We start from the raw sequence: 25,518 nt of genomic DNA, 5'->3' as shown, positions 1-25,518 counted from the left end.
GCGCACGGACCGCCAGCCAATGGCGGCCGCAACAGGGCCACAGTGACAATCTTACCGCGATTGTGACTTGTTGTATGTACGCAATGACACGCAGTCGCCGCCTGCAGGCGGGCTGCGCCTTATAATCAGCGTTTCAGCACGCCGCCGCTTCTTCATGCATACCGTTACTATCATCCTCATCCTCGTGTTGACCGTCGTCCTGTGCGGCTTTCTCGCCCGCTCGCGCTGGGTCAAATTGCCGCTACCGCTGATCCAGATCGCCGGCGGCACGGGATTGGCCGTGTTTGGCGTGCAAGTGCCGCTCGACCCCGACATCTTCTTTTTGCTCTTCATCCCGCCGCTGCTGTTTCTCGATGGCTGGCGCATCCCCAAGGGCGCCTTCTTTTCCGACGCGCGTTCAATCCTGATGCTGGCCATCGGCCTGGTGCTGTTTACCGTGCTGGGCATGGGTTTCTTCATCGACTGGCTCATTCCCAGCGTGCCGCTGGCCGTCGCCTTCGCGCTCGGCGCCATCCTGTCGCCGACGGACCCCGTGGCCGTCTCGGCGATCGCCGCCGGCAACCCGATCCCGCCGCGCCTGATGCACATCCTCGAAGGCGAATCCCTGCTCAACGACGCCTCGGGCCTCGTGTGCTTCACGTTTGCCGTGGGCGCCATGATGACGGGCGGCTTTTCCATCGGCGCCGCCTCGCTCAGTTTCCTGCAGGAAGCGGGCGGCGGCATCGTCATCGGCCTGGGCATCTCCTGGGGCGTGGGCCTGGCAAATAAATGGCTGGTGAGCAAGGTCGGCGAAGAGCCTGGCTTGCAAATCCTCATCAGCATCCTGATCCCGTTCGCCGCCTACCTGGGCGCCGAGCAAATCCACGGCTCCGGCATCCTGGCCGCCGCCACGGCGGGCGTGTCCATGCATTATGCCGACCTGATCGGCCGCCCGCTGGCCGCCACGCGCACCCAGCGCAAGGCCGTGTGGGATACCGTGCAACTGGTCTTGAACGGCGTGATCTTCGTCATGCTGGGCGCGCAACTGCCCGCCACCGTGGCCGGCCTGCCCGCCGCCTCGATGGAAGTGGGCGCCGGCAGCGCCTGGAAGCTGCCGCTGTTCGTCGTCGCCATCACGGTGGGGCTGACCTTCATGCGCTTCCTCTGGGTCTTCATCTCGATGAAACTGACCCTGTTCAAGCACCACAAGAAGGTGGCGGGCGAGCCGAAGGACGCGGCGCTGCTGGCCCGCCCCAGCCTGCGATTGCTGCTGGTGGCGTCGTTCGCGGGCGTGCGCGGCGCGCTGACCCTGGCCGGCATCCTGACCCTGCCGCTGTTCTTGCCCGACGGCACGCGCTTTCCCGCGCGCGACCTCGTCATCTTTCTCGCCATGGGCGTGATTTTACTGTCGCTGCTGCTGGCCAGCGTCACCTTGCCCCTGCTGACCAAGGGCCTCGTATTCGCGCCGCCCGCGCGCCGTTCGACGGAAGAGCGCAATGCCCGCGCCGCTGCCGCCGAAGCGGCCATCGCGCGGTTGGAAAAAGTGTGCGAAGGCATCGACAAGAATGACAAACAGCAAGTCGTCACGGAGGCGGCCAACCGCCTGATCGAAGCCTACCGGCGCCGCCTCGCCTATGGCGAAAGCAGCAACGACGAGGCGATGCGCTTGCAGGAACTGGCCAAAGCCGAACGGGCACTGCGCCTGGAAGCGCTCAATGCCGAGCGCGACGAGCTGTTCCGCCGCCGCATCTCGGGCGAACTGGACGACACCATCCATTTGCGCCTGCTGCGCGAAATCGACTTGCTGGAAGCGACACTGGAAGAATAGCAACACTTCAGCGCGCCACGGCAGTGTTGATAAGTAATTCTCATGGCAAAGAATGCAAGTTTTCACATTCGTGTTTATAATGCAAGGTTTATGGCGTCATGCCGTGATTTACTTTCAACACGGACTTCCGTACAGTCTGTGTTGCTGAGTAACGATTTGAATAGCCACCGACCTGCATAAAGACACCGACGCCGTGCCCTCCTCCCCCCGCCACCGGCAGCGCCTTGCGCTGCCTGCCCCGCTCGCCGTCGCGCTGCTGGCCACCTTGCTCGCCTGCGCTGCGCTGGCGCCGTACGCGGCATGGGCGCAAACGGGCGCGGCGGCCGACGCCAGGCGTCCCGCCGAAGTGGCCCAGGTGTTGTTTGGCATCGTCAGTTATGTGCGCTGGCCCGTGGCGCGCCAGGAAGTGCGCGTCTGCATGCTCGGTGCGCCCCACTACGGCGCGGCCATCGTCGATACGCCTGCCTCGAGCCTGGGCCCGCGCATCCGCGTGAAAAGCCCGGCGGCGGCAAGCGCGGCCAGCGAATGCGACGTCGTCTACCTGGGCAGCCTGCCCGAGGGCGAACGCGAGCATCTGCTGGCGCAGATCATCGGCAAGCCGATTTTATCGGTTGCCGAACCGGGCACGTCCTGCACCGTGGGCATCATGTTCTGCCTGCGCCTGAACGAGGCCCAGATCGGTTTTGACGTCAACCTCGACGCCATCGCCCGCAGCGGCCTGCGCGTGCATCCGAACGCCTTGCAAATTGCGCGTCGCAAGGGACCGCCGCCATGAGCGCCCGCATGAGCAACAAGCCTGCCCGCCCCCCCCGCCCCACGCTCGACAGCGTGCTGCGGCGCGCCCACCTGAGCGTGTCGCTGATCGCCGTGCTGGCGGCAGGCCTGACCCTGACGGCCGTGGCGCTGCTGGCCCTGCGCGTGTATTCGGACCAGAACCTGCGCCTGGTGGCCCGCTCGATGAGCTACACGGTGGAGGGGGCCGTCGTCTTTGGCGACTCCCTGGCCGCCAGGGAAGCGCTGGCCCTGATCGGCGTCAATGAAGATATCGACCAGGCGCAGGTGAGCGACAAGGCCGGCAAGGTGCTGGCCCGCTGGGAACGGGGCGAACATGGCACGCGCTACTATATCGAACGGGCGCTGACGGGCTGGATGCTGCCCGATTCGCTGACCTTCCCCGTCATGCGCAATGAGCAGGCGATCGGCAGCATCACCCTGGTGCCGCACAGCCGCAGCCTGCTGCCCTTCCTGCTCAGCGGCCTGACCTGCCTGCTCGCTTGCCTCGTGCTAAGCCTGGCCGTCGCCGTGCGCCTGTCGCGCAGCATGGAAACGGAGATCACATCGCCCCTGCGCCACCTGGCGGAAACGGCCCACCGCGTACGGCGCGACCGCTCGTTCGAACTGCGCGTGCCGCCCGCCAATATTGCCGAGCTGAACCAGATCAATGACGACTTCAACGCCCTGCTCGACGAACTGGAAGCGTGGCAAAGCCACCTGCAGAAGGAACACGCCTCGCTGTCGCACCGCGCCAACCACGACAGCCTGACGGGCCTGTCGAACCGCGCCTTCATGGAAGCGGAACTGGAACGCGCCATCCTCGAAGCGCGGGTCGGCAATGGCAAGGTGGCCGTGCTGTTCCTCGACAGCGACCGGTTCAAGTACATCAACGACACCTTCGGCCATGCCTCGGGCGACCGCGTGCTGGTGACGATCGCCGCGCGCATCAAGCAGCAATTGCGCGAGGGCGACCTGGTGGCGCGCCTGGGCGGCGACGAATTCGCCATCGTGCTCAAGCCGCTGCGCCACAGCAGCGACGCCATGCACATCGCCGACAACATTATCGCCGCCATGGCGCAAGCCATAGAACTGCCCACCGGCAACAGCATCGTCAGCTCGCTGACCATCGGCGTGGCCGTCTTCCCCGATCACGCCATCGACGCCATCTCGCTGGTCGGCGCGGCGGACGAAGCCATGTACCGCGCGAAGCAGGCGCAGCGTGGCACGCGCCAGGTGGCGCGCCTGCCGCAACCCCATATTCATCCCTGAACCAAGGAGCAACACCATGCAATTCATCTACAAGCAATTACGCCGCGGCTTACTCGGCCTATTCATGCTGGGCCTGCTGGCCGCCTGCCAGAGCACGCCAGAGACCAAACCGCTGTTCAGCCCCGAGCAAGTCGCCACCCTGAAGGAGCAAGGCTTCAACCAGACCGACGAAGGCTGGGAACTGAGCTTTACCGACAAGCTGCTGTTCGAATTCGACGCCGCCAAGCTGACGCCGCCGAGCCGCATGGCCATCCAGAAAATCAGCGCCGCCCTGCTGAAAGTGGGCATTACCCACATGCGCGTGGAAGGCCACACCGATAACGAAGGCACGGAAGCGTACAACAACAAGCTGTCGCTGGCGCGCGCCAACGTGGTGGCCGATGCCATGAGCGCATCGGGCATTCCACTCGATAACATCATGGTCAAGGGCCTGGGCATGAGCAAACCGGTGGCCTCGAATGCCAGCAAGACGGGCAAGGCGGAAAACCGCCGCGTCACCGTCATCGTCTCGGCGCCTTGACCATGGGCGTGCCCGCCGTGCGCTGGGTCGTGATGGGCGTGTCCGGCTGCGGCAAGAGCGCCGTCGGCAGCCTGCTGGCCGACGCCTTGCACCTGCCCTACGTGGAAGGCGACGACGTACATTCCCCGGAAAACGTGGCCAAGATGGCCGCCGGCATCGCGCTCGACGATGCCGACCGGGCCGGCTGGCTGGCCGCCCTGCGCGAGCGCATCGCCATGGCCCGCGCGCAAGGCAGCGGCCTCGTCGTCTCCTGCTCGGCCCTGAAACGCGCCTACCGCGACGTGCTGCGCGAAGGCGACCCGGCCCTGCGCTTTGCCCACCTGGACGGCCCGCGCGCCGTGCTGGCAGGCCGCTTGCAGCGCCCCGGCCATTTCATGCCGGCCAGCCTGCTCGACAGCCAGCTGGCCACCCTGCAGCCCTTGCAGGCCGATGAAGCGGGCCTCGTGCTCGATATCCGCCAGCCGCTGGCCGTGCTCGTCGAACAGATCCTGCAAGCAGCCTGACAGGCGCGCGGCTGGACAGCCCGCGGCCCCCTGTGTAGACTGGCGCGCACTTTCATGAAGGATTTTTATGAGCACACCAACGACAAAACCAGCAGCGGGCCCGGAATTCTGGGAACGCGCCGACCAGGTCATCGCCCTGGCCAATGAACAATGCATGCACAGCGGCGGCAATGAAGTGGCCACTTCGCTGCTGTACGCGGCTGCCCGCTTCAACGCCTTCCTCGTCGCCAGCAAGAGCAACGACGTGGCCAAGATGCAGCAGGAAAAGGAAGGCGCCGTGGCCTTCTTCACGGAACAGTACAAGCGCATGCTGACCGACAACTTCAACGATTACATCACCAACTTCGACAAGTACACGCAACCGTCGTCGGCCCCCAAGGGCTGATGTCCGCAGCCAGCCTGGACGGCCACCGCGCCCGCGCCACCCACGCGGGCAGCGTGCTCGACGGCGTGGTGCGCTACGCGCCACTGCAATCGCTGTGGCTGCTAGCCATGCTGGCCGGCGCCGCGACGGGCGCCCTGTGCTTCTTCAGCTGGGCCGGCCTGCTGCTGTTTGCGGCCGGCACGGCCATCGTCCTGCTGTTCGGCCATTCGCTGGGCAGCCACCGAAAACTGATACACGACAGTTTTGCATGCCCACAATGGCTGGAATATGTGTTCGTCTACCTGGGCGTGCTGGTAGGCCTCAGCGGCCCGCTGGGCCTGCTTCGCCAGCACGAGCTGCGCGACTACGCCCAGCGCCTGCCCGCTTGCCATCCCTATTTGCGCCACGGCGCCGGTTTCTGGCGCGATGCCTGGTGGCAATTACACTGCCGCCTGGACCTTGCCCACCCGCCGCACATCGCCATCGAGCCGCGCATCGCACACGACCGCTTTTACCGTTTCCTGGAAAGCACCTGGATGCTGCAGCAACTGCCGTGGGCCGTGCTGTGCTTCGCCTGGGGCGGCTGGGGTTTTGTCTGCTGGGGCGTGTGCGCGCGCGTCAGCGCCGGCGTGCTCGGCCACTGGCTGATCGGCTACTTCGCCCACAACCATGGCCAGATGCATTTTCATGTCGACGGCGCCGCCGTGCAAGGCAAAAATATCCGCCTGACGTCGCTGCTGACCATGGGCGAATGCTGGCACAACAACCATCACGCGTATCCGGGCTCGGCCAGGCTGGGCCTGCTGCCGGGCGAATGGGACCCGGGCTGGTGGGCGCTGCTGCTGTTGCGCCGCCTGGGCCTCGTCTCCGCCCTGCGCCTGCCCGGGGACCTGGCGCCGCGGCCGGAACTGCGCCGCCTTGATCGCGCTGGCGCTCAGGCGTCGTCGCCACCGGCCAGGTAATTGTTCTTGACGCGCACATAGTGCTCGGCCGAATAGCGCAGGTAGGCGATCTCCGCTTCCGTTAGAGGGCGCACCTTGGCGGCGGGACGGCCCACGTACAGGTGGCCGCTTTCCAGTACCTTGCCCGGCGACACCAGGCTGCCCGCGCCCAGCATCACGTGCTTTTCCACCACCACGTCATCCATGACGATGCTGCCCATGCCGATCAGGCATTCGTCGCCAATCGTGCAGCCATGCAAGATCACGGAATGGCCGATGGTCACGTATTTGCCGATGGTCAAGGGCGAACCATCGGGCTTGGCCGCATTCCTGTGCGACACGTGGCCCATGGAAAAGTCCTGGATATTACTGCCCTCGCCGATGACGATGCGGTTGACGTCGCCGCGCAGCACGCTGTTGCACCAGATCGAGCAGTCGTCGCCGATCTGCACGTCGCCGATCACTTGCGCCGTGTCATGCAGGTAGACGCGCTCGCCCACGACGGGGCGGGTATTCAGGTAGGAACTTATGGGCATTGTCTTCTCGTTTCTTTAATATTAAACAACAGGGTTCACACCCAGCCGGCGGCCAGCGCAAAAATCGCCAGGCCATGCGCCAGGGATGCGCCCAGCAAGCCGGCACGGCAATATACCAGCCCCGCCACCACGCCCTCGATCACGGTGAAGACGAGGATGGGTGCACCCACCTGCGTGACGGTGGTGGCAAGGAAGGCGTGGCACAGGCCAAACAGCAGGCCCGACACCAGCGCCGCGCGCCAGGCCGGCAGCCAGGCGCGCAATTGCTGCTGCAGCAAGCCGCGAAACAGCAATTCCTCGTAACAGTTGGCCGCCAGCGCAAAGCCCAGCAGCAAGGGCAGCGCGGATGGCGCGACGGGCGCCAGCGACGGCAAGCCGAACGCGGCTTTCAAGCGCGTCGCCAGCCCGACAATCAGGCAAGCGCCTCCCGCGCCCAGCAGCACGGACAGGGCCGGCCGCATGCCCAGCCAGCGGATCTGGCGGCGCGCCTCGGCCTCCAGCCAGCACGCGCTTGCCACCAGCCCCAGCGACATGGTGCCCAGCGCCAGCAAGACCGGCGGCGGCGCCGTGAAGCGCAAGCCGCCCGCCGCCACCTGCCAGTAGCCGTGCGCCGTCATCGCGTCGCGCGCCAGCACGAAAAACAGGATGTGCACGAGCACGCGCAGCAGCGGCACCGTCCGCTGCCCGCCACGTGGCATGGCCAGCAGCAAGGCGCCGCAGACGAGGAAGGCGGGCGTGATCGCCAGCAGATACTGCGCCAGGGAAGTCAGGTCGTCCATCGTTCACATCGGGAAAGTACGGTGCCAACGGGCACGGGCGCAGCAATTGTATGCGGCAGCTGGCAACATGGGCAACCTGTCTTGCTATGCCGCCTTGCGCCAGCCATGCATCAGCGCATGCGCGGCCAGACCCGCAGCCAAGCCCCACAGGGCGCCGCCCACGCCCAGCAGGGTCACGTTGGCGGCCGTCGCCAGGAAAGTAATCAAGGCCGTTTCGCGCATGCGCACGTCCGCCATCGCCTGCGCCAGGCTGTTGCCGATGGCGCCCAGCAGGGCCAGGCCCGCCAGCGCCGTGATGAAACCGCGCGGCAAGACCATGAACAGGCTCGCCAGGGTGACGCCAAAGATGCCCACGAGGATGTACAGCACGCCGCAAGCCAGGCCCGCGACATAGCGCTTCGACGGGTCCGCATGGGCATCCTTGCCCGTGCAGATGGCGGCCGTGATGGCGGCCACGTTGAACGCGTGCGCGCCGAACGGCGCCATCAGCAGCGAACCGAGGCCCGTCACCGTCAGGATGGGATTGGCGCTGACCTGGTAACCGTCATTGCGCAGCACCAGCATGCCGGGCATGTATTGCCCCGTCAGCGTAATCAGGAACAGCGGCAGCGCCACGCCCAGCAGCGACGCCACGGAAAAGCGCGGCATCTCGAACACGGGCGCGGCCAGGGCCAGTTCGATACCTTGCGCATCGATGCGCCCCTGCGCCAGCAGCAGGACCAGACCGATCAGCATGATGCCCACCACGGCAAAACGTGCCGTGAACCGGCGCAGCACGGCGTACGACAGCAGCAAGACCGCGACCAGCACGGGATCGGCGCTGGCGCCGCCGAACGCGTTGACGCCAAACTGCAGCAAGATGCCGGCAAGCAATCCCGCCGCGATGCCGCCCGGTATCAGCCGCACCAGGCGCTCGAAGGCGCCGGACATGCCCAGCAAAATGAAGGCGATGGCGGACACGATATAGGCGCCGATCACCTCGGCATACGGCGTATGCGGCATGACGGTGGCCAGGAAGGCCACGCCGGGCGTGGACCAGGCGGTGATGATGGGCGCGCGGTAGCGGTAGCTGAGCCAGATGCCCGTCACGCCCACGCCGATGCTCAGCGACCAGACCCAGGATGCCGTCTGCGCCGCGCTCAGCTGGGCCAGCTGGGCCGCCTGGAACACCAGCACGAAGGTGCCGCCATAGTTGACGAGGACGGAGATGAAGGCCGCCATGGCGGGCGATGCCAGGTCGCGCCAGCGCGCCCGGTCGGCCAGAGCGGCCGTTGTGGTGGTGGTTGTCATGTCTATGCCCCTGTCATTGAAAGGAAGCATGGTAAGGGTCGCATGGACTGCCCAGGCAGGCCAATTTATTCACATGTAACAGACCACTTGAGCAATCACCCCAGTGCGCGGGCCAGGCGGACGATGCCGCTGTCGATCTCGTGCGGCGTGAGCGCCGCAAAGCCCAGCAGCCAGCCACCGCGCTGCGGCGGCGTCGCATACAGGCGGCTCAGGCCCGGCAGCACGATGCCTGCCTGGGCCGCCAGGCGTAGCGTTTCCAGCTCGGCCCTGCCCTCATGCAGCAGGCACGGCAGTTGCAAGCCGCCCGGCGGCAGCTGGGCCGTGACGACATGCGGCAAGTGTCGCTGCACGGCTTGTGCCATCGCATCGCGGCGCACGGCGTAGACCTTGCGCATGGCGCGCACATGGGCCGCAAAATGGCCGTCGGCGATGAAACGGGCCAAGGTCAGCTGGTCCAGTTGCGGCGTGTGGCCATCGAGGATGCTGCGCGCATAGGTCATCGGCTGGACCAGCGCGGGCGGCAGCACCATGTAGCCGATGCGCAGGCCCGGATACAGCGACTTGGCGAAAGTGCCCAGGTAAATCGTGCGCTGCTGCGTGTCGAGCCCCTGCACGCACGCCGTCGGCAAGCCTGCATAGTGGAACTGGCTGTCGTAATCGTCCTCGATGATCCAGCCCTGGCGCTCGGCCGCCCAGGCAGTCAGGGCCAGGCGGCGCTCGAGCGCCAGGGTGGCGCCCGTCGGATACTGGTGCGAGGGCGTGACGTAGATCGTGTTCGCCCCGCTGCGGTCCGCGCGCAGGTGGTCGATGGACAAGCCATCGGCATCGACGGGCACGGGCACGACCTGCAATTGCGCCATCTCGAAGGCCTTGCGCGCGCCGAAATAGCCGGGGTCTTCCATCAGGATGGGGCCATGCGCGTCGGCCAGCACCTGCGCGCACAGGTACAGGGCCTGGCGCGTGCTGCTCAGCACCAGCACCCGATCGGCCGTGGCGCGCGCGCCGCGCTCCAGGTTGACATAGTCGGCGATGGCCTGGCGCAGCGGCAGCGCGCCTTGCGGATCGCCGTGCAGCAGCACCTCGGCATGGTGTTCGCCGGCGGCCTGGCGCCGCAGGCGCTCCCACACGTCGAGCGGAAAGGCCCTCGTTTCCGGCAAGCCCGTGGCAAACGCCTGCACGCTGCGCCGGTCGGCCACGCCGCCGCTGGCGAGAATCTGCGCGCCGCGCGCACTGAGCGCCACCGGCTGCGCGGACAAGGGCGAGAGCGTCATCGCGGGCTTGCCCAGCAGGCTCGCGCCTATCGTCGGCGAGACAAAACTGCCCGACCCCGCCTGGCGCCGCACATAGCCATCGAGGCGCAGCTGCGCGTACGCCATTTCCACGGTGTCGCGCGACACGCCCAGCGATTGCGCCAGCGCGCGCGTGGCCGGCAGGCGCAGGCCGGGCGCCAGTACGCCATCGAGTATCAATTGGCGCAGCGCGCGCTGCACCCGTACACGCAAGTCGAGCGCCGCCAGTCCGGGAGCGGCGATGCGCATTTTCAGGGTGTCGAGCTCGAACTGCGGCGTCATATGGCCTTGGCGCGGGCGGCATCCACGGCGGCCATGCTGCTGGCCAGCGAAAAGCCGTGCTGCTGCAGCACCGCCACCAGCTGTTCGCCGGCGCAGCCCAGGCGCAGGTTTTCCGCCACCCAGTCCTGCCAGGCGGCGCCGATCTCCGGCATCGGTTCGGGCGCCAGCGCAAGTCCGAGTATGCATTCGGCCAGCAAGCCGTTGATGCGCTTCGTGTCGATCAGGTGCTGCACCACGGCGTGGCCGGACTGCGGATACGGGTGCAGGGTGCAGCGGCCGAAGGCGGCCAGGCGCTGCGCGTGCATGGCATCGAGGTTGACGGATTCGCCGGCGCCGGCGCCAGGGTTGGCCGCGTCAGGCCGGGCCACGTCAGGCCGGGTGCCGAACACCAGGTGCATCTGCGTATCCTCGGTTGCCCTGGCGCGGCACAGGGCCGCCAGGTCGTAATAGCCCGACGCCGGCGGGTCCTGCGCCAGCGATTCCATCACGGGCAGCCAGCGCAGCTCATGGTACAAGCGCGCCTGCCGCACGTCGAGGAAGGACAATGGCCCGAAGGCGACGATCTGCTGCGCGTCCAGCAGCAAGCCATACATGACGGCCGCGTAACCGCCCATGGACTGGCCGAGGGTGGTGATAGTACTTGGCGCAATGCGGCGCACGAGATCGCGCAAGGCTTGCGCCGTTTCGTCGACATGATTTCCCAGCCCCGCGATGCGGCGGTGATACCAGGCATTGCCCGAATCGCGCACGAGGATCTTGTTCAGCGGCTGCCCGCTGGCCTGCTCCAGCTTTCTCAGGCGCCCATAAAAATCGAAGGCGGGACGCGTGGTCCACGAGACGAAGCCGAAGGCGATGACCAGCGGCGCGCCGGGCACGATGCGGTCGACCAGCACGTCGTCGCCAGTGGTGGCGACCAGTCGGTTATCCAGCGCTTGCGCTTGCAGCATCGGCCCGGCTCCCGGTAAAAGTTGAAAACGGCACAAAGCATGAGTGTAATGCCAAGGCTGGCAAAATGGAAACAATCGCCTCTGCGGTACGCCGGTCGGCGCGCAAAACCTGCTAGTGTGCAGGCATTCCATCTTCACAGGAGACTTCCATGCTGCATCGCCTGAAATACCTATCCCTTGCCGCCGCCATCGCCATGGCCAGCGGCTGCGCCACCACGTCTGGCAGCGCCGGCAACGCCACCGCGGACACCGGCCTGGCCCCGACGTACAGCCTGACGAACACCTACTGGAAGCTGACAGAGCTCGATGGCGCCCCCGTGACGATGGCGCCAGGGCAGGAGCGCGAAGTGCGCATCACCCTCACCGACGATGGCAAGGTCCATGGTTTTACGGGCTGCAATCAGGTCATGGGCGGTTACACGCTCGCCGGCACGGCCCTGCGCTTCACGCAGCTGGCCGGCACCCGCATGGCCTGTCCGCCGCCGTTGATGCAGCTGGAAAGCGCCGTATTGGCCAACTTGAACAGCGTGACGGGCTACCGTTTCGATGGCGAATACCTGATACTGCTCAAGGATGGCGCGCCCGTGGCGCGGTTTGAATCGGTGTACCTATAGGCTGTCATCCGACAGCAGCTCAGATGACCTTGAAGATTTCCAGCCCCCGCTGATTACGCAAACAGTACACCTGTTCAGATTGAAATGAGACAACAAATTTGCAGGGGCTCGATTCGACCAGGCATGCAACGACCTCGCGCAAAGTGCTGCTGCAAGCATCGTATTCATCGCTGTTGTAGCGGAAATTGATCCTGTATTCCACCCGCCAGTCCTGCGGCGACGGCAAAAATTCGGCAAGCACGCCTTCAGGGCTGGCGCTTCCAATACCTTGCTCGATGCCCCTGATGCGGACATAAAAACTCAGGCCCGATTCGGGGAACCAGCCATTGAAGCCCCTGTCGGTCGGCTTGAACTCCTGCGCCCCGCAGCGCGTCAGAACGCCGGTCAACACTTCCTGCTCCAGTTGCGCATCCGCTTCCAACGAAAACTCGATTGCCACTATCTGTCCTTGTCCGTATCAGTATCTTGCCGGCCACAATGACCGATGCGCTGAATGTAGCACAGCACGCATATTGCGCTTTCACTTTACAATGGACACTTCCAAAAAAGCCTCGACCCACCCGCCTGGAAGGAAGCCATGTCCGCACTGCCCTCGCCGTCGTCTCCATCAATGCCATCGGCCGCCGGCCGCTACCGGGCTTTTCTGTTCGACATGGACGGCACCGTCATCAATTCCATCGCCGCCGCCGAGCGTATCTGGGGCACGTGGGCGCAGCGCCAGGGCCTCGACGTGGCGGCCTTTCTGCCCACCATCCACGGCGCGCGCTCGGTCGACACCATCGCCAGGCTGCGCTTGCCCGGCGTCGATGCGCAGCGCGAATCGCAGGGCATCACGGATGCGGAAATCGTCGATGTGGAAGGGATTATCGAAATCGCGGGCGCGCTGCGTTTTTTGACGTCGCTGCCGCCCGCGCAATGGGCCATCGTCACCTCGGCGCCACGCGCGCTGGCCACGGCGCGCCTGAAGGCGGCCGGCATGCCGATACCGGCCATCATGGTGACGGCGGAAGACGTCAAGGCGGGTAAACCAAAGCCCGATTGCTACCTGCTGGCGGCGGAAAAACTGGGCGTGGCGCCGGCCGACTGCCTGGTCTTTGAAGACGCATCGGTCGGCATCGAAGCGGGCGAAGCGGCCGGCGCGAAGGTCATCGTCGTCACCGCCACGCATGCGCACCCGCTGGCCACGCGCCACCCGGCCATCGCCAGCTACGAGGGCCTCGTGGCGTCCGTCGATGGCGACGGCTTTATTGTCCTGGCCGAGACGGCTGCAGCACGCGCGACAAGATAGCCTGCTCGAGCGCGGCGAAAGCCGCAGTGCCGCGCTGGCGCGGGCGTGGCAAGTCGACCAGCACGTCCAGCGCAATCCGCCCCTCCTCGATCAAGAGCACGCGGTCGGCCAGCGCCACGGCTTCGGCCACGTCGTGCGTCACCAGCACGGCCGTGAAACCGCGCGCCAGCCACAGCGACTCGATCAGCTGCTGCATCTCGATGCGCGTCAGGGCGTCGAGCGCGCCCAGCGGTTCGTCCAGCAGCAGCAGTTGCGGCTCGTGCACGAGGGCGCGGGCCAGTGCCACGCGCTGCTTCTGCCCGCCCGACAGGGCCGACGGCCAGTCGTCCGCCCGCTCGGCCAAGCCCACCGTCCACAGCGAGGCGGCCGCCGCGCCGACGGAACGGGGCAGGCCCAGGGCCACGTTGTCGAGCACCGTCTTCCAGGGCAGCAGCCGCGACTCCTGGAACATGATGCGGATGTCGGGCGCCCCGACGCCGCTGCCGATGGCGATGCTGCCGTCATCGACGCTTTCCAGTCCCGCGATCGAACGCAGCAAGGTGCTCTTGCCGCAGCCGCTGCGTCCCACGATGGCGACAAATTCGCCCGCTTCCAGCTGCAGGTCGACGTTGCTCAGCACGGGGCGGCTGGTGTAGGATTTGCTCAGGTTCGTCAGTTCCAGGGGAACGCCACGCCGTTGCAAAGGAGCGCACGGTGCCGCCTTCGCCTGCGGCGGCGCGCTGGCCGGGTCGTATTGCACGAAATGCGACAAAAAATCCGTTTCGATCTGGATGGGGGCGAGCAGCATGGTGTCCTCTTCAATCATTAGCGGTAGGCGGGATTCCAGCGCAGGCAGTGGCGCTCCAGCCGGCGCGAGAACACATCGGCCAGCTTGCCCAGCAAGGCGTACAGCAAGATCCCCACCAGTACCACGTCCGTTTGCAAAAATTCACGCGCATTCATGGTCATGTAACCGATGCCGGCCTGCGCCGAGATGGTTTCGGCGACGATCAGCAGCACCCACACGAGCCCCAGCGAAAAGCGCACGCCGACCAGGATGGACGGCATGGCGGCCGGCAGGATCACGTCGCGGTACAAAGGCCAGCCGGACAAGCCATAGCTTTTCGCCATTTCGATCAAGCCCTGGTCGGCCGAGCGGATGCCGTGGAAGGTGTTCAGGTAGACGGGAAAGAACACGCCGACGGCCAGCAAAAAGAGTTTCGCCGTCTCGTCGATGCCGAACCACAGGATCACCAGCGGGATCAGGGCCAATGCCGGGATGTTGCGCACCATTTGCAAAGTCGTGTCGAGCAGGGTTTCCGCGTGGCGGAAGCTGCCCGTCAATAGTCCCAGCAGCAAGCCCAGTCCCGCGCCGACGGCGAAACCCACCGCCGCGCGCCACAAGCTCGTTTTCAGGTGCAGCCACAGCTCGCCCGAGGCGGCCAAATGCCAGAAAGCCTTCGCCACGGCCCACGGCTCGGGCAGGATGCGGCTCGACAGCCAGCCCCACTGCGCCGCCAGCTGCCAGGCCAGCAGCAGCGCCACGGGCAAGGCCCATGGCGCCAAGGCATTGCGCCACGGCGCGACGCTTGTCTGTTTTGTGGTGCCGGCCGCCATCTCAGGCTGCCTTTTTCTGCGGCGCGGCCGGCACGATATTGCTGGCCATGACTTCGCCGAAAGGGCCGCTCAAGGATTGCTCGCCCACGGCCTTGCCCTTGCCCAGCAGCGGAAACACCAGTTCGGCGAAACGGTACGACTCTTCCAGGTGCGGATAACCGGAGAAAATGAAGGTATCGACGCCCAGGTCCGCGTATTCCTGCATGCGCGCCACCACGGTCGGACCGTCACCGACCAGGGCCGTGCCCGCGCCGCCGCGCACCAGGCCCACGCCGGCCCACAGGTTGGGCGACACTTCGAGCTTGTCGCGCCGCCCGCCGTGCAGGGCCGCCATCCGTTGCTGGCCCACGGAATCCATTTTGGAAAAGGCCGCCTGCGCCTTGGCGATGATGTCGTCGTCCAGGTGGCTGATCAGTTCATCGGCCGCGCGCCAGGCCGCTTCGTTCGTCTCGCGCACGATCACGTGCAATCGGATGCCAAACCGGACTGTGCGGCCTTTTTTTGCCGCGCGCGCGCGGATGTCGGCGATTTTCTCGGCGACTGCGGCGGGCGGCTCGCCCCACGTCAGGTACACGTCCATCTGCTCGGCCGCCAGTTCGTGCGCGGGCTCGGACGAGCCGCCGAAATACAGCGGCGGATACGGTTTCTGCACGGGCGGATACAGGGTTTTCGCGCCTTTGACCTGGATATGCTTGCCCTCGAAATCGTAGCCGGCCGCGCCGCCCTCGCCCGCCAGGGTGGCGCGCCACACCTTGATGAATTCATCGGAAATCTCGTAGCGCTTGGCGTGGTCGGCAAACAGGCCGTCCGCTTCCAGCTCGCCCTGGTCGCCGCCCGTGACGACGTTGATCAGGAGACGCCCGTTCGACAGGCGGTCGAAGGTGGACGCCATGCGCACCGCCAGGCCGGGCGTGGACAGGCCGGGCCGCACGGCGACCAGAAATTTGAGCTTTTGCGTCACGCTGATCAGCGACGACGCCACCACCCACGCGTCTTCGCAGGAGCGGCCCGTGGGCAGCAGCACGCCGTCGTAGCCGAGCGTGTCGGCCGCCACCGCCACCTGGCGCAGATAATCGGCATCGACGGGGCGCGCGCCCTGCGCGGTGCCCAGGTAACGGCTGTCGCCGTGGGTGGGGATAAACCAGAAGACATTCAATGACATGGTATTGGTTCCTTATTTTGCGCTGGTGGCCAGCTGGCGCGCCGGCAGCAGCGCATCCTTGACGACGATCGGCTTCGGGATCAGCTTCAGGCTGGAAAACGCATCGGCCACCCTTTGCTGCGAGGCGATGACGTCGACCGACACGGGTTTGACGCCATACGCATAGCGCGTAGCGGCCAGCGCCACGACATCCTTGCCCAGCCCCGTCTGCGCCGACAGGATCGCCGCCACTTCCTCCGGGTGGTTGCGGCCCCAGTCATCGACCTTGGCGACTTCGTCGAGCACGATGCGCAGGATCTCGGGATGCTTTTCCGCATACGTGCGCGAGGCGAGATAAAACTGGTAGTTCGCCACCAGGCCCTTGCCGTCGGCCAGCACGCGGGCGCCCAGCTGCTTTTCGGCGGCCGCCAGGAACGGATCCCAGATGGCCCAGGCATCGACGCTGCCCCGTTCAAAAGCGGCGCGCGCATCGGCCGGCGGCAGGAACACGGGCTGGATGTCGGCGTACGCAATACCCGCCTTTTCCAGCGCTTTCAACAACAGGTAATGCACGTTCGAGCCCTTGTTCAGGGCGATTTTCTTGCCCTTCAAGTCGGCCAGGGTGCGCAGGCCGGAGCCCTTGGGCACGACGATGGCTTCGCTGGCGGGCGACGCCGGCTCATTGCCGACATACACCAGGTTGGCGCCCGCCGCCTGCGCAAAGATCGGCGGCGCCTCGCCCACGGTGCCGAAATCGATGCTGCCCACGTTCAAGCCCTCGAGCAGCACGGGGCCGGCCGGGAACTCCGTCCATTGCACGCCCACGCCCTGCCCCGCCAGGCGCTTTTCCAAAGTGCCGCGTCCCTTCAGCAAGGTCAATGTGCCGTATTTCTGGTAGCCAATACGTACCTGCACCTGCACTTCCCCCTTGGCCTGCGCCTGTGCCGCGGCCGGCATGCCGGCCGCCATCACGCCGGCAGCGGCGGCAAACAGCAGACCCAGAGTGGTACGGCGCGAAAGGCGTTGTGCGTGGCGGTGTGTCATGGTGCTTCCTTGGTCGGTGAATAATCAGGCGGCTTGATAGCGGGCGGCGTAAGGCTGGTCTTGCAGCGAACGCACGGGGTGAGGGACTTCTGCCGGCGCGGACGGACGCTGCCCCTGCAGCACGAACAGGCCGCTGGACAGTTCCTCGATGCCGGCCTGCACGCGCGCGGCGATCGGCGCATCCAGGCTCAAGCCCCGCTCTTCGTGCCACGCCAGCTGCTGCGCATTCGCATAGATGCTGGTGAAGACCTGCCTGGCACCCAGCGCATGCAGCACGGGGCGCAGGGCATAGTCGAGCGCCAGGGTGTGGGCGTGGCCGCCGCCCGTGGCCAGCGGCAGCACCAGCTTGCCGGCCAGGCCGTCTTGCGGCAGCAGGTCGAGGAAGGCTTTCAGCAAGCCGGTATACGACGCCTTGTAGATGGGCGTGGCCACTACGATGGCGTCGGCGTCGGCCACGGCGCGCACGGCGCGGGCGATCGCCGCGTCGTCGTAGTCGGCCAGCAGCAGGGCGCGCGCCGGCAAGTCGCGCACATGCAGCTGGGCGTAGCTATGGCCCTGCAGCGCCAGTTGTTCGCCGATGTGCAGCAGCAAACGGCTGGAACTCGATGGGAGTTGCGGGCTGCCGCCCAATAACAAGATGCTCATGTGATGCCCGTCCCTGTACGTGATGGTGTGATTTGGCTACCTGGATGCTTGCAGCCTATCGCCATCAGCGGCCCGATAAAACGAATGCTTTCGCGCTTCGATATGCGTTTTTTGTCTATCCGGGCCTGACGCCCCGCAAGCGAAGGCGCTCCTCTCCGCATGGCTTTTTCCGCATATCCATGCGCGGTTTTCTTCGTGTACGGCGCGCGCCCGGCGGTGCAATATCGGCGTCATCGTCTTTCCGGAATATCACTCATGTCCAGCGCTTTTCTCCATGCCACCCGCCCCGACGCATTTGCAGCGGAACCCCTGCAGGACGCCATCCGCATCGCCACAACGCTGGCCGCGCGCCTGGCCGAAACGGCCAATGCCCGCGACCAGGCCGGCGGCCACGCGGCGCAGGAACGCGAATGGCTGCGCGATTCAGGTCTGCTCACTTTGTCGATTCCCGTGGAATTCGGCGGCCAGGGCGCGTCGTGGCCCCTCGTGTACCAGGTGATCCGCATCCTGGCGCGGGCCGACAGCGCGCTGGCGCATGTCTTCGGCTTCCACCATCTGCAACTGGCGGGCCTGCAGCTGTATGGCAGCGCGCAGCAGCAGCGCCGCCTGCTTGCCTTGACCGTCGACGAGCGTCTGTTCTGGGGCAATGCCTTGAATCCCCTCGACAAACGGGTCACGGCCAGCGACAGCGGCGACGGCTACGTCCTCGACGGCATCAAGAGCTTTTCGTCCGGTTCCGTCGGCTCCGACTGGCTGACCGTCTCCGCCTGGCACGCGCCCACGCAGACGGCGCTGATCGCCGCCCTGCCCACGCGCCAGGATGGCGTGACCGTGCAGGCGGACTGGGACGCGTTCGGCCAGCGCCAGACGGATAGCGGCAATGTCCACTTTGAAGGAGTCGCCCTGGCGCGCGAGCTGGTGCTGCAGGCGCCCGCGCAGGCCGCCACGCCGCAAGCCACCGTGCGCTCGCAGATCGCGCAGCTGATCATGACCAATCTGTACCTGGGCATCGCCGAAGGCGCGTTCGAGGCGGCGCGCCGCTACACGGACGAGCAGGCGAAAGCCTGGTTTGCCTCGGGCGTGGCGCAAGCCACGGATGACCCTTTGGTGCAGCACCGCTACGGCCAGCTGTGGCTCTTGCTGCGCCCCGCGCAAGTGCTGGCCGACGCGGCGGCGCAGGAACTGGAAAAGGTCTTCCGCAAGGGCGCGCTGGTGACGGCGCGCGAACGGGGCTTGCTGGCCGTGGCTGTCGCAGAAGCCAAATGCCTGTCGCACAAGGCGGGCCTTGAAATCAGCAGCCAGATGTTCGAACTGACGGGCGCGCGCTCCACCTCGGCCCAATACGGCTTCGACCGCTACTGGCGCAACGTGCGCGTGCATACCCTGCACGACCCCATCGACTACAAGCTGCGCGACCTGGGACGCTTTGCCTTGAACGACACGCTGCCCGAGCCGACGGCGTATTCGTAATTTACCCACCCTGGAGCCATCATGACCATCCTGACCATCACCCGCCGCAGCATCGTCCTCAGCGCCCTGACCCTGGCCCTGGCAGCCAGCTTCGCCCAAGCGAAAGACCCGAAAGACATCACCATCGGCACCAGCGCCGGGCCGTATGCGGACCAGATCAAGCTGGGCATCAAGCCTATCCTGGAAAAACAGGGCTACAAGGTCAAGCTGGTGGAATTCAACGACTATATCCAGCCGAACTTCGCGCTGGCCGAAGGTTCGCTCGACGCCAACGTCTTCCAGCACATCGTCTACCTGAAGAAATTCGCGCTGGAGCACAAGCTGGCCCTGACGGACCTGATCACGATACCCACGGCGCCGATCGCCATCTACAGCAAGAAGCACAAGACCCTGGACGACGTGAAGGAAGGCACGACCGTGGGCTTGCCGAACGATCCGACCAACCAGGCGCGCGCGCTGGTGCTGCTCGACCAGCTGGGCTGGATCAAGCTGCGCCCCAGCTTCGACCCCGTGCGCGCGTCGGAGAAGGATATCGCCGTCAACACGAAGAAAATCAAGCTGCTGCCGCTGGAAGCGGCGCAGCTGCCACGCTCGCTGGGCGACACCGATTACTCCTTCATCAATGGCAATTACGCGCTGGCGTCGGGGCTGAAGCTGACGGAGGCGCTGGTGGCCGAGAAGATCTCGCCCAACTACATCAACCTGGTGGCCATCCGCACGGCCGACAAGGACAAGCAGTTCGCCAAGGACCTGGCGGCCGCCTACCGCTCGCGCGAATTCCTCGACATCACCAATAAACACTTTGCCGGCTATTCGAAACCCGATTACCAGCAAGCCTTGCAGACGGCAGCCAAATAAGCCATGGCCAAGACGATACGCTTCAACGCCTTCCAGATGAATACCGTCGGCCACCAGTCGCCGGGCCTGTGGACGCATGCGCGCGACCGCAGCCACCGCTACACCGATCCCGAACACTGGACGGAACTGGCGCGCCTGCTGGAAGCGGGCCTGTTCGACGCGGTTTTTCTCGCCGACGTGCTGGGCGTGTATGACGTGTACCGGGGCAGCCTCGATGCGGCCATGGAACACGGCGTGCAGGTGCCGCTGAACGACCCGCTGGCCCTCGTGCCCATCATGGCGCAGACGACCACGCACCTGGGTTTCGGCGTCACCTGCGCCCTCACCTACGAGCATCCGTACACGTTCGCGCGGCGCATTTCCACGCTCGACCACCTGACGGGTGGGCGCATCGGCTGGAATATCGTCACCGGCTATCTCGATAGCGCGGCGCGCAACCTGGGCTTGAACCAGCAGTTGGGCCACGACGAACGCTACGACCTGGCCGACGAGTACCTGGAAGTCGTCTACAAACTGTGGGAAAAGAGCTGGGACGACGACGCCGTCGTCAACGACAAGGCGCGCGCAATCTACGCCGATCCGGCCAAGGTCCATCCGATCAACCATGCCGGGCGCCACTACCAGGTGCCCGGCATCCATCTGTGCGAGCCATCGCCGCAGCGCACGCCGCTGCTGTACCAGGCGGGCACCTCGCCGCGCGGCACGCGCTTCGCGGCGCGCCACGCGGAAGCGACGTTTGTCAGCGGTCCCAGCAAGACGGTCGTCAAGCGCTACGCCGATGACTTGCGCGCCGCCGTGCGGCAAAGCGGGCGCGATGGCGAGGCGCTGCTGATCTACGCGCAGGCGCTGGTCATCACGGGCGCCACGGAAGCGGAAGCGCGCGCCAAGCATGCCGACTATCTGCGCCACGTGAATATCGAGGCGGCGCTCGTGCTGCTGTCGGGCTGGACGGGCGTCGATTTCAGCCGCTATCCGCTCGACGCCACCGTCGACTACATCGATTCCCCGGCCGGCCGCTCGGCGCTGGCCTCGTTCACTCAGGCCGACCCGGACCGCACCTGGACGGTGCGCGAAGCGGCCGAATACATCGGCCTGGGCGGGCGCGGCCCCGTGCTGGTCGGCGACGCGCGCCAGGTGGCCGACCAGCTGGAAGCGTGGCTGGACGAGACGGGCATCGACGGCTTCAATCTCGCCTTCGCCGTGGCCCACGACAGCATGGCCGACGTGGTGGCCCACATCGTGCCGGAACTGCAGCGGCGCGGCCGCTACCGCACCCGCTACGAGGAAGGCAGCTTGCGCCACAAGGTCTTTGGCCAGGGCCCGCGCCTGCCGGCCGGTCACCCGGGCCGCCAGGTCAGCATCGCGCCCAGCCAGGAAGCGCTGGCGGCGGCCTGACGCGGCGGGGCCGGAGCGAATTTGCGTCCGCCCCCGTTCCATGTCAGCATATGCCACCCTGGCATCACTGATAAGGACCGCAATGCCCCCCACACTCTCACGCGCGCTGGCACTGGCCGCGCTGCTGGCAGGCGCCGACACGCTGGCGCAGGCCCAGGCGCCAGTCACGCCGCCGACGCCGGGCTGCGAAGCCTGCGCCGCCTGGAACGCCGACCAGGCGCCGTTCCCCATCTTCGGCAATACCTATTATGTGGGCGTGAAAGGCCTCAGTTCCGTGCTCATCACCTCGCCGCAAGGTCACGTGCTGATCGACGGCGGCTTGCCGGAGTCGGCGCCGAAGATCATCGCCAATATCGGCGCGCTGGGTTTTCGCATCGAGGACGTCAAGCTGATCCTCAATTCGCACGGCCATATCGACCATGCGGGCGGCCTGGCCGAGCTGCAGCGGCGCAGCGATGCGCTGGTGGCCGCCAGCCCGTCGGCCGCGCTGGACCTGGCGTCGGGCGAAGTGGGACCGGACGACCCGCAATACCACGCGCTGCCCAAGTACCCGCCCGTGAAGGACATGCGTTTGGCGCGCGACGGCGGCCAGTTCAATGTCGGCCCGATCCAACTGACGGCGCACGCCACGCCGGGCCACACGCCCGGGGGCCTGAGCTGGACGTGGCAATCGTGCGACGGCCCCCGCTGCCTGAACATGGTCTACGCGGACAGCCTCAACGCCGTCTCGCGCCCAGGCTTCAAGTTCAGCGCCAGCAGCGAGTATCCGAACGCGGTGGCCGACCTGCGCCACAGCTTCGAGACCCTGGAAAAGCTGCCTTGCGACGTGCTCATTTCGGCGCATCCGGACGCGTCGCAGCTGTGGGAACGGCTGGAAGCGAGTGCCACGGCCGGCAGCGAAGCCTTTGTCGATCCGCAGGCCTGCCGCGCCTACGCGGCCGCGGCGCGCACCTTGCTTGAGGCGCGGCTGGAGCAGGAGCGGTAGAATTGCCAGTGAGCTTGTCAACCGTGCACGCTGGCGCGGCGCGTATCTGCTAATCTGGCGGCTATCACGTTATTAATCAGGAAATACCATGTTCAAACTCGCCAGACTGATTCCCCTCGCCGCCATCGTCGCCATCACGGCCGGCTGCGCGCAAACGCCGGTGCGCAGCGACGCTGCCGCCGCCGCGCCGGGCGCCACCTCGCCCGCCAAGCCGGCGCCGAAGCTGACGGGCACGCAGTGGAAGCTGAAGGAATTGAAGGGCAAGCCGGTGGTGCGCAAGGCGCCCGAGCAGCGCGAAGTGACCCTGCAGCTGGCCGATGGCCGTGCCGGTGGCCACAGCGGCTGCAACCAGATGATGGGCGGCTACACCAGCGATGGCGTCAGCACCCTGAGCTTCGGACAGATGGCAGGCACCATGATGATGTGCCAGCAGCAGGACATGGACCTCGAGCACCTGCTCATGACCACCCTGGGCGAAGTCAATGGCTACCGCTACGCCGACCAGGACTTGCTGCTGCTGAAGGATGGCGTGCCCGTGGCCCGCTATGAAGCGCTGACGGTGAAGTAAGGTTTTGCAAAGCCAGGCGCCACGCCCGGCTTGAAGCGTGCCTGAAAAACGTTCAGGGCAAGGCGCAACGCCGCCATGGACGTTTTCTCGGCCACGCTTCAATCATTGCGCATCTGCGCCTGCGATACATTGCTGTTCGCCGGCACGCTCTGCGTCAGCCACACATTCCCCCCGATAGTCGATCCCGCACCGATGGTGATGCGCCCCAGCACGGTCGCGCCCGCGTAGATCACCACGTCGTCCTCGACGATGGGGTGGCGCGGCGTGCCCTTGATCAGCGCGCCGGAAGCATCGGCAGGAAAACGCTTGGCGCCCAGGGTGACAGCCTGGTACAGGCGCACGCGCTGGCCGATGATGGCCGTCTCGCCGATCACCACGCCGGTGCCATGGTCGATGAAGAACGACGCGCCGATGTGCGCGCCGGGGTGGATGTCGATGCCCGTCAGGGTGTGCGCGATGTCGGCGATCAGGCGCGCCAGGAACGGCGCACCGAGCGCGTGCAGCTGGTGCGCCAGGCGGTGGTACAAGATGGCGATGGTGCCCGGATAGCACAGCATGATCTCGGCCACCGAGGTGGCGGCCGGGTCGCCCGCGTAGGCGGCCTGCACATCCGATACCAGCAGGGCGCGGATCTCGGGCAGGCTGGCGGCGAAGGCGCGCGTGATGTCGCGCGCCTGCCGCGCCAGCGCCGCATCGTCGCTGGCGCCGCTCTGTTCATCGCCAGCTGGTATGGAAAACAGCAAGCCGCGCCGCACCTGTTCGCTGAGGCGGTTCAGGGTCGTGTTCAGCGTGTCGCCGACAAAATAGTCGATGCTTTCATCGGTCAGATTCGGCCGCCCGTAATGCGTGGGGAACAGGGCCGCCGACAGGCCGTTGACGATGGTGGCGAGGGCTTCGCGCGAAGGCAGTTCGCGCACCCTGCCGTTGTGGCGGATCTTGTGCTTGTCTTCGCGCGAGCTGCGCAGGGCCTGGATCACGGGCCCCAGGTTCCACTGGGCCGTGTCGTCGGCGGGCGCCGCGGGATCAATGCTGTGCATGGCGTATCACTTCCAAAAAACGGCAAACAAGCCGGGTCGCCCCAGCTTAACGGCGACGGCAAACGGTGCAAACGAAGAATTCCAAGGTTGCATATGCGAAAAACGCATATGGATGGCAAACCGCCGCGGCGCCGGACCCGATTCCCGCCGCTAGCGTAAAATGACGGACTAACAAAAACACTCTTCAACATGACTAAATTATTAACCTGGATTTTGGCGGGCCTGGCAATGGTCGGACCGCTTGCAATTGACACCTATCTGCCGTCTTTCCCCGCCATCACCCAAGATTTCAATGCCAGCCCCCTGCTGGTGCAGCAGACCCTGAGCTTTTTCCTGTTCACGTTCGCCTTCATGATGCTGTTTTACGGCACCCTGTCCGACTCGTTCGGCCGCCGTCCCGTGATTCTCGTCTCGCTGGTGCTGTATGTGATCGCCTCCGTGGGCGCCGCGCTGGCGCCGTCGCTGGGCTGGCTGCTGGCCTGGCGCGTGCTGCAGGGCCTCTCGGCAGGCGCCGGTTCCGTGATCGGCCGCGCCATCGTGCAAGACCGCTATGCGGGTGCCGCCGCGCAAAAAATCCTCTCGCATATCATGATGGTATTCGCGCTGGCGCCGGCCATCGCGCCCGTGCTGGGCGGCTGGCTGCAGGTCAGCCTGGGCTGGCGCTGGATTTTCTGGTTCCTGACGGCCTTCGGCGTGCTGATGTTCGCCGTCGTCTGGCGCGCGCTGCCGGAAAGCCTGCCGAAGGAGCAGCGCCACGCCTTCCACCTGGGCGACATCGCCATCAACTACTGGAAAGTGCTGTGCCACCGCCAGTTCCTGCTGCTGTCGACGGCCATCGGCGCCGCCTTTGGCGGCTTCGCCCTGTACATCGGCTCGGCCGCCTACTTCATCATCAACATCCTGCACCTGCCGGAAACGGCGTTTGCCTGGCTGTTCATTCCCCTGATCAGCGGCATGGTGTTCGGTTCGGCCCTGTCGGCGAAAATCGCCCACCGCACCAGCCAGCGCCAGATGATCTGGGCCGGCTTCATCTTGATGCTGGTCGCCGCGCTGGCCAACATCGGCTACAACTATGTGTTTGCCGCCGAAGTGCCATGGGCCGTGCTGCCGCTGTTCTTCTACTCGTTCGCCCTGTCGATCGCCATGCCGCCGATGACCCTGATGGCCCTGAACCACTTCCCCAACAACAGCGGCCTGGCGTCGTCGATGCAATCGTTCATCCAGATGCTGCTGTTCGCGCTGGTGTCGGGCCTGGTGGCGCCGCTGCTGTTCGACAGCGCCCTGAATCTGGCATATGGCGTGATGGCGGGACTGCTGGTGAGTTTGGTTTGCTGGGTGTTTGCGCAGGGTAACGCAAAAGCGTAGGTCGGACTAGGTGGGGCCGCAATCCGACAACATGGTTGGCGGGTGACGTCGGATTACGCGCAAGCGCTAATCCGACCTTGTATTATTCCCCTCATGCCGTTCGTGGTATTGCGAACGGTATCGACCGCTGTCAAAATCTTGATAGGCATATCAAGACCGGGTAACTGGATGCCGTATCCGCCCTTAGGCCCCGAGCCAGCTCCGTAGATCT

General features: G+C 65.9%; 27 protein-coding genes. 15 read left to right on the top strand and 12 right to left on the bottom strand.

What is annotated here, in order from left to right; genetic code table 11:
- Positions 1-154: 154 nt before the first annotated feature.
- The 7 genes from CBW66_RS23485 (at position 155) to CBW66_RS23455 (ending at position 6,199) form a co-directional block, all read left to right on the top strand.
- On the top strand, positions 155-1,807 hold the full coding sequence (locus CBW66_RS23485) for a Na+/H+ antiporter (RefSeq protein ID WP_086139548.1): 1,653 nt from the start codon (positions 155-157) through the stop codon (positions 1,805-1,807).
- Positions 1,808-2,000: 193 nt separating this feature from the next.
- A complete protein-coding gene (locus CBW66_RS23480; protein ID WP_230492271.1) occupies positions 2,001-2,582 on the top strand; it encodes a YfiR family protein in 582 nt (193 codons plus the stop codon).
- A gap of 8 nt (positions 2,583-2,590) precedes the next feature.
- A complete protein-coding gene (locus CBW66_RS23475) occupies positions 2,591-3,850 on the top strand; it encodes a diguanylate cyclase (RefSeq protein WP_170932986.1) in 1,260 nt (419 codons plus the stop codon).
- Between the two features lie 16 nt (positions 3,851-3,866).
- A complete protein-coding gene (locus tag CBW66_RS23470) occupies positions 3,867-4,370 on the top strand; it encodes an OmpA family protein (RefSeq protein ID WP_086139546.1) in 504 nt (167 codons plus the stop codon).
- 2 nt (positions 4,371-4,372) lie between these two features.
- Positions 4,373-4,873, top strand: coding sequence for a gluconokinase (locus tag CBW66_RS23465; RefSeq protein ID WP_230492272.1), 501 nt, complete (start codon positions 4,373-4,375; stop codon positions 4,871-4,873).
- Positions 4,874-4,940: 67 nt separating this feature from the next.
- Entirely contained in the window at positions 4,941-5,258 is a 318-nt protein-coding gene (locus CBW66_RS23460; protein ID WP_086139545.1) for a DUF3144 domain-containing protein, read from the top strand.
- Complete coding sequence (locus CBW66_RS23455) at positions 5,258-6,199, top strand: acyl-CoA desaturase (protein ID WP_086139544.1); 942 nt, start codon at positions 5,258-5,260, stop codon at positions 6,197-6,199. The genes CBW66_RS23460 and CBW66_RS23455 overlap by 1 nt, the downstream gene beginning before the upstream one ends.
- Here the strand turns inward: CBW66_RS23455 and CBW66_RS23450 are convergent.
- The 5 genes from CBW66_RS23450 to CBW66_RS23430 all read right to left on the bottom strand — a co-directional run bounded on the left by CBW66_RS23450 (position 6,172) and on the right by CBW66_RS23430 (position 11,301).
- Positions 6,172-6,714, bottom strand: a complete 543-nt coding sequence (locus CBW66_RS23450; protein WP_086139543.1) for a gamma carbonic anhydrase family protein — start codon at positions 6,712-6,714, stop codon at positions 6,172-6,174. The two genes, CBW66_RS23455 and CBW66_RS23450, sit on opposite strands and share 28 nt — an antisense overlap.
- Positions 6,715-6,749: 35 nt before the next feature.
- Positions 6,750-7,493, bottom strand: coding sequence for a CPBP family intramembrane glutamic endopeptidase (locus CBW66_RS23445; RefSeq protein ID WP_086139542.1), 744 nt, complete (start codon positions 7,491-7,493; stop codon positions 6,750-6,752).
- Between the two features lie 84 nt (positions 7,494-7,577).
- On the bottom strand, positions 7,578-8,783 hold the full coding sequence (locus tag CBW66_RS23440) for a benzoate/H(+) symporter BenE family transporter (RefSeq protein WP_086139541.1): 1,206 nt from the start codon (positions 8,781-8,783) through the stop codon (positions 7,578-7,580).
- Between the two features lie 95 nt (positions 8,784-8,878).
- Positions 8,879-10,354, bottom strand: a complete 1,476-nt coding sequence (locus CBW66_RS23435) for a PLP-dependent aminotransferase family protein (RefSeq protein WP_086139540.1) — start codon at positions 10,352-10,354, stop codon at positions 8,879-8,881.
- Complete coding sequence (locus CBW66_RS23430; RefSeq protein ID WP_086139539.1) at positions 10,351-11,301, bottom strand: hypothetical protein; 951 nt, start codon at positions 11,299-11,301, stop codon at positions 10,351-10,353. The genes CBW66_RS23435 and CBW66_RS23430 overlap by 4 nt, the downstream gene beginning before the upstream one ends.
- Positions 11,302-11,450: 149 nt before the next feature.
- Between CBW66_RS23430 and CBW66_RS23425 the strand changes: the two genes are divergently transcribed.
- Positions 11,451-11,915 (top strand): META domain-containing protein, encoded by a 465-nt coding sequence (locus CBW66_RS23425; protein ID WP_086139538.1) that lies wholly within the window; start codon positions 11,451-11,453, stop codon positions 11,913-11,915.
- 19 nt (positions 11,916-11,934) lie between these two features.
- On the opposite strand, the gene CBW66_RS23420 is transcribed toward CBW66_RS23425, so the two are convergent.
- Positions 11,935-12,354, bottom strand: coding sequence for a hypothetical protein (locus CBW66_RS23420; protein WP_086142959.1), 420 nt, complete (start codon positions 12,352-12,354; stop codon positions 11,935-11,937).
- A gap of 138 nt (positions 12,355-12,492) precedes the next feature.
- Here CBW66_RS23420 and CBW66_RS23415 point away from each other — a divergent pair, with 138 nt between their 5' ends.
- A complete protein-coding gene (locus CBW66_RS23415; RefSeq protein WP_086139536.1) occupies positions 12,493-13,203 on the top strand; it encodes an HAD-IA family hydrolase in 711 nt (236 codons plus the stop codon).
- On the opposite strand, the gene CBW66_RS23410 is transcribed toward CBW66_RS23415, so the two are convergent.
- The 5 genes from CBW66_RS23410 to ssuE form a co-directional block, all read right to left on the bottom strand.
- Entirely contained in the window at positions 13,160-13,990 is an 831-nt protein-coding gene (locus tag CBW66_RS23410) for an ATP-binding cassette domain-containing protein (protein ID WP_086139591.1), read from the bottom strand. The two genes, CBW66_RS23415 and CBW66_RS23410, sit on opposite strands and share 44 nt — an antisense overlap.
- A 17-nt stretch (positions 13,991-14,007) precedes the next feature.
- Positions 14,008-14,799 carry an aliphatic sulfonate ABC transporter permease SsuC gene (gene ssuC, locus CBW66_RS23405; RefSeq protein ID WP_086139535.1) on the bottom strand — a complete coding sequence of 264 codons (792 nt, stop codon included), beginning with the start codon at positions 14,797-14,799 and terminating at the stop codon, positions 14,008-14,010.
- A 1-nt stretch (position 14,800) separates the two neighbouring features.
- On the bottom strand, positions 14,801-15,961 hold the full coding sequence (gene ssuD, locus CBW66_RS23400) for an FMNH2-dependent alkanesulfonate monooxygenase (protein WP_086139534.1): 1,161 nt from the start codon (positions 15,959-15,961) through the stop codon (positions 14,801-14,803).
- A gap of 12 nt (positions 15,962-15,973) precedes the next feature.
- Positions 15,974-16,909 (bottom strand): sulfonate ABC transporter substrate-binding protein, encoded by a 936-nt coding sequence (locus CBW66_RS23395; RefSeq protein WP_230492274.1) that lies wholly within the window; start codon positions 16,907-16,909, stop codon positions 15,974-15,976.
- Between the two features lie 99 nt (positions 16,910-17,008).
- Positions 17,009-17,629, bottom strand: coding sequence for an NADPH-dependent FMN reductase (ssuE, locus tag CBW66_RS23390; protein WP_086139533.1), 621 nt, complete (start codon positions 17,627-17,629; stop codon positions 17,009-17,011).
- Positions 17,630-17,884: 255 nt separating this feature from the next.
- On the opposite strand from ssuE, the gene CBW66_RS23385 reads away from it, so the two are divergent.
- From CBW66_RS23385 to CBW66_RS23365, 5 genes are all read left to right on the top strand, one after another.
- Entirely contained in the window at positions 17,885-19,099 is a 1,215-nt protein-coding gene (locus tag CBW66_RS23385) for an acyl-CoA dehydrogenase family protein (RefSeq protein WP_086139532.1), read from the top strand.
- A gap of 30 nt (positions 19,100-19,129) precedes the next feature.
- Positions 19,130-19,957 carry a MetQ/NlpA family ABC transporter substrate-binding protein gene (locus CBW66_RS23380; RefSeq protein ID WP_086139589.1) on the top strand — a complete coding sequence of 276 codons (828 nt, stop codon included), beginning with the start codon at positions 19,130-19,132 and terminating at the stop codon, positions 19,955-19,957.
- 3 nt (positions 19,958-19,960) lie between these two features.
- Entirely contained in the window at positions 19,961-21,352 is a 1,392-nt protein-coding gene (locus CBW66_RS23375) for an LLM class flavin-dependent oxidoreductase (RefSeq protein ID WP_086139531.1), read from the top strand.
- Between the two features lie 82 nt (positions 21,353-21,434).
- Positions 21,435-22,337 (top strand): subclass B3 metallo-beta-lactamase, encoded by a 903-nt coding sequence (gene bla / locus CBW66_RS23370; protein WP_086139530.1) that lies wholly within the window; start codon positions 21,435-21,437, stop codon positions 22,335-22,337.
- Positions 22,338-22,425: 88 nt separating this feature from the next.
- A complete protein-coding gene (locus CBW66_RS23365) occupies positions 22,426-22,905 on the top strand; it encodes an META domain-containing protein (protein WP_086139529.1) in 480 nt (159 codons plus the stop codon).
- 98 nt (positions 22,906-23,003) lie between these two features.
- On the opposite strand, the gene epsC is transcribed toward CBW66_RS23365, so the two are convergent.
- Entirely contained in the window at positions 23,004-23,942 is a 939-nt protein-coding gene (gene epsC, locus CBW66_RS23360; protein WP_086139528.1) for a serine O-acetyltransferase EpsC, read from the bottom strand.
- Between the two features lie 189 nt (positions 23,943-24,131).
- Between epsC and CBW66_RS23355 the strand changes: the two genes are divergently transcribed.
- Positions 24,132-25,307 carry a multidrug effflux MFS transporter gene (locus tag CBW66_RS23355; protein WP_086139527.1) on the top strand — a complete coding sequence of 392 codons (1,176 nt, stop codon included), beginning with the start codon at positions 24,132-24,134 and terminating at the stop codon, positions 25,305-25,307.
- The last annotated feature ends 211 nt before the right edge of the window (positions 25,308-25,518 follow it).

The organism is Janthinobacterium sp. GW456P, from assembly GCF_002127655.1.
In the GTDB taxonomy this organism is placed as follows: domain Bacteria; phylum Pseudomonadota; class Gammaproteobacteria; order Burkholderiales; family Burkholderiaceae_D; genus Janthinobacterium.
This window is presented reverse-complemented; position numbering and strand designations above follow the sequence as displayed.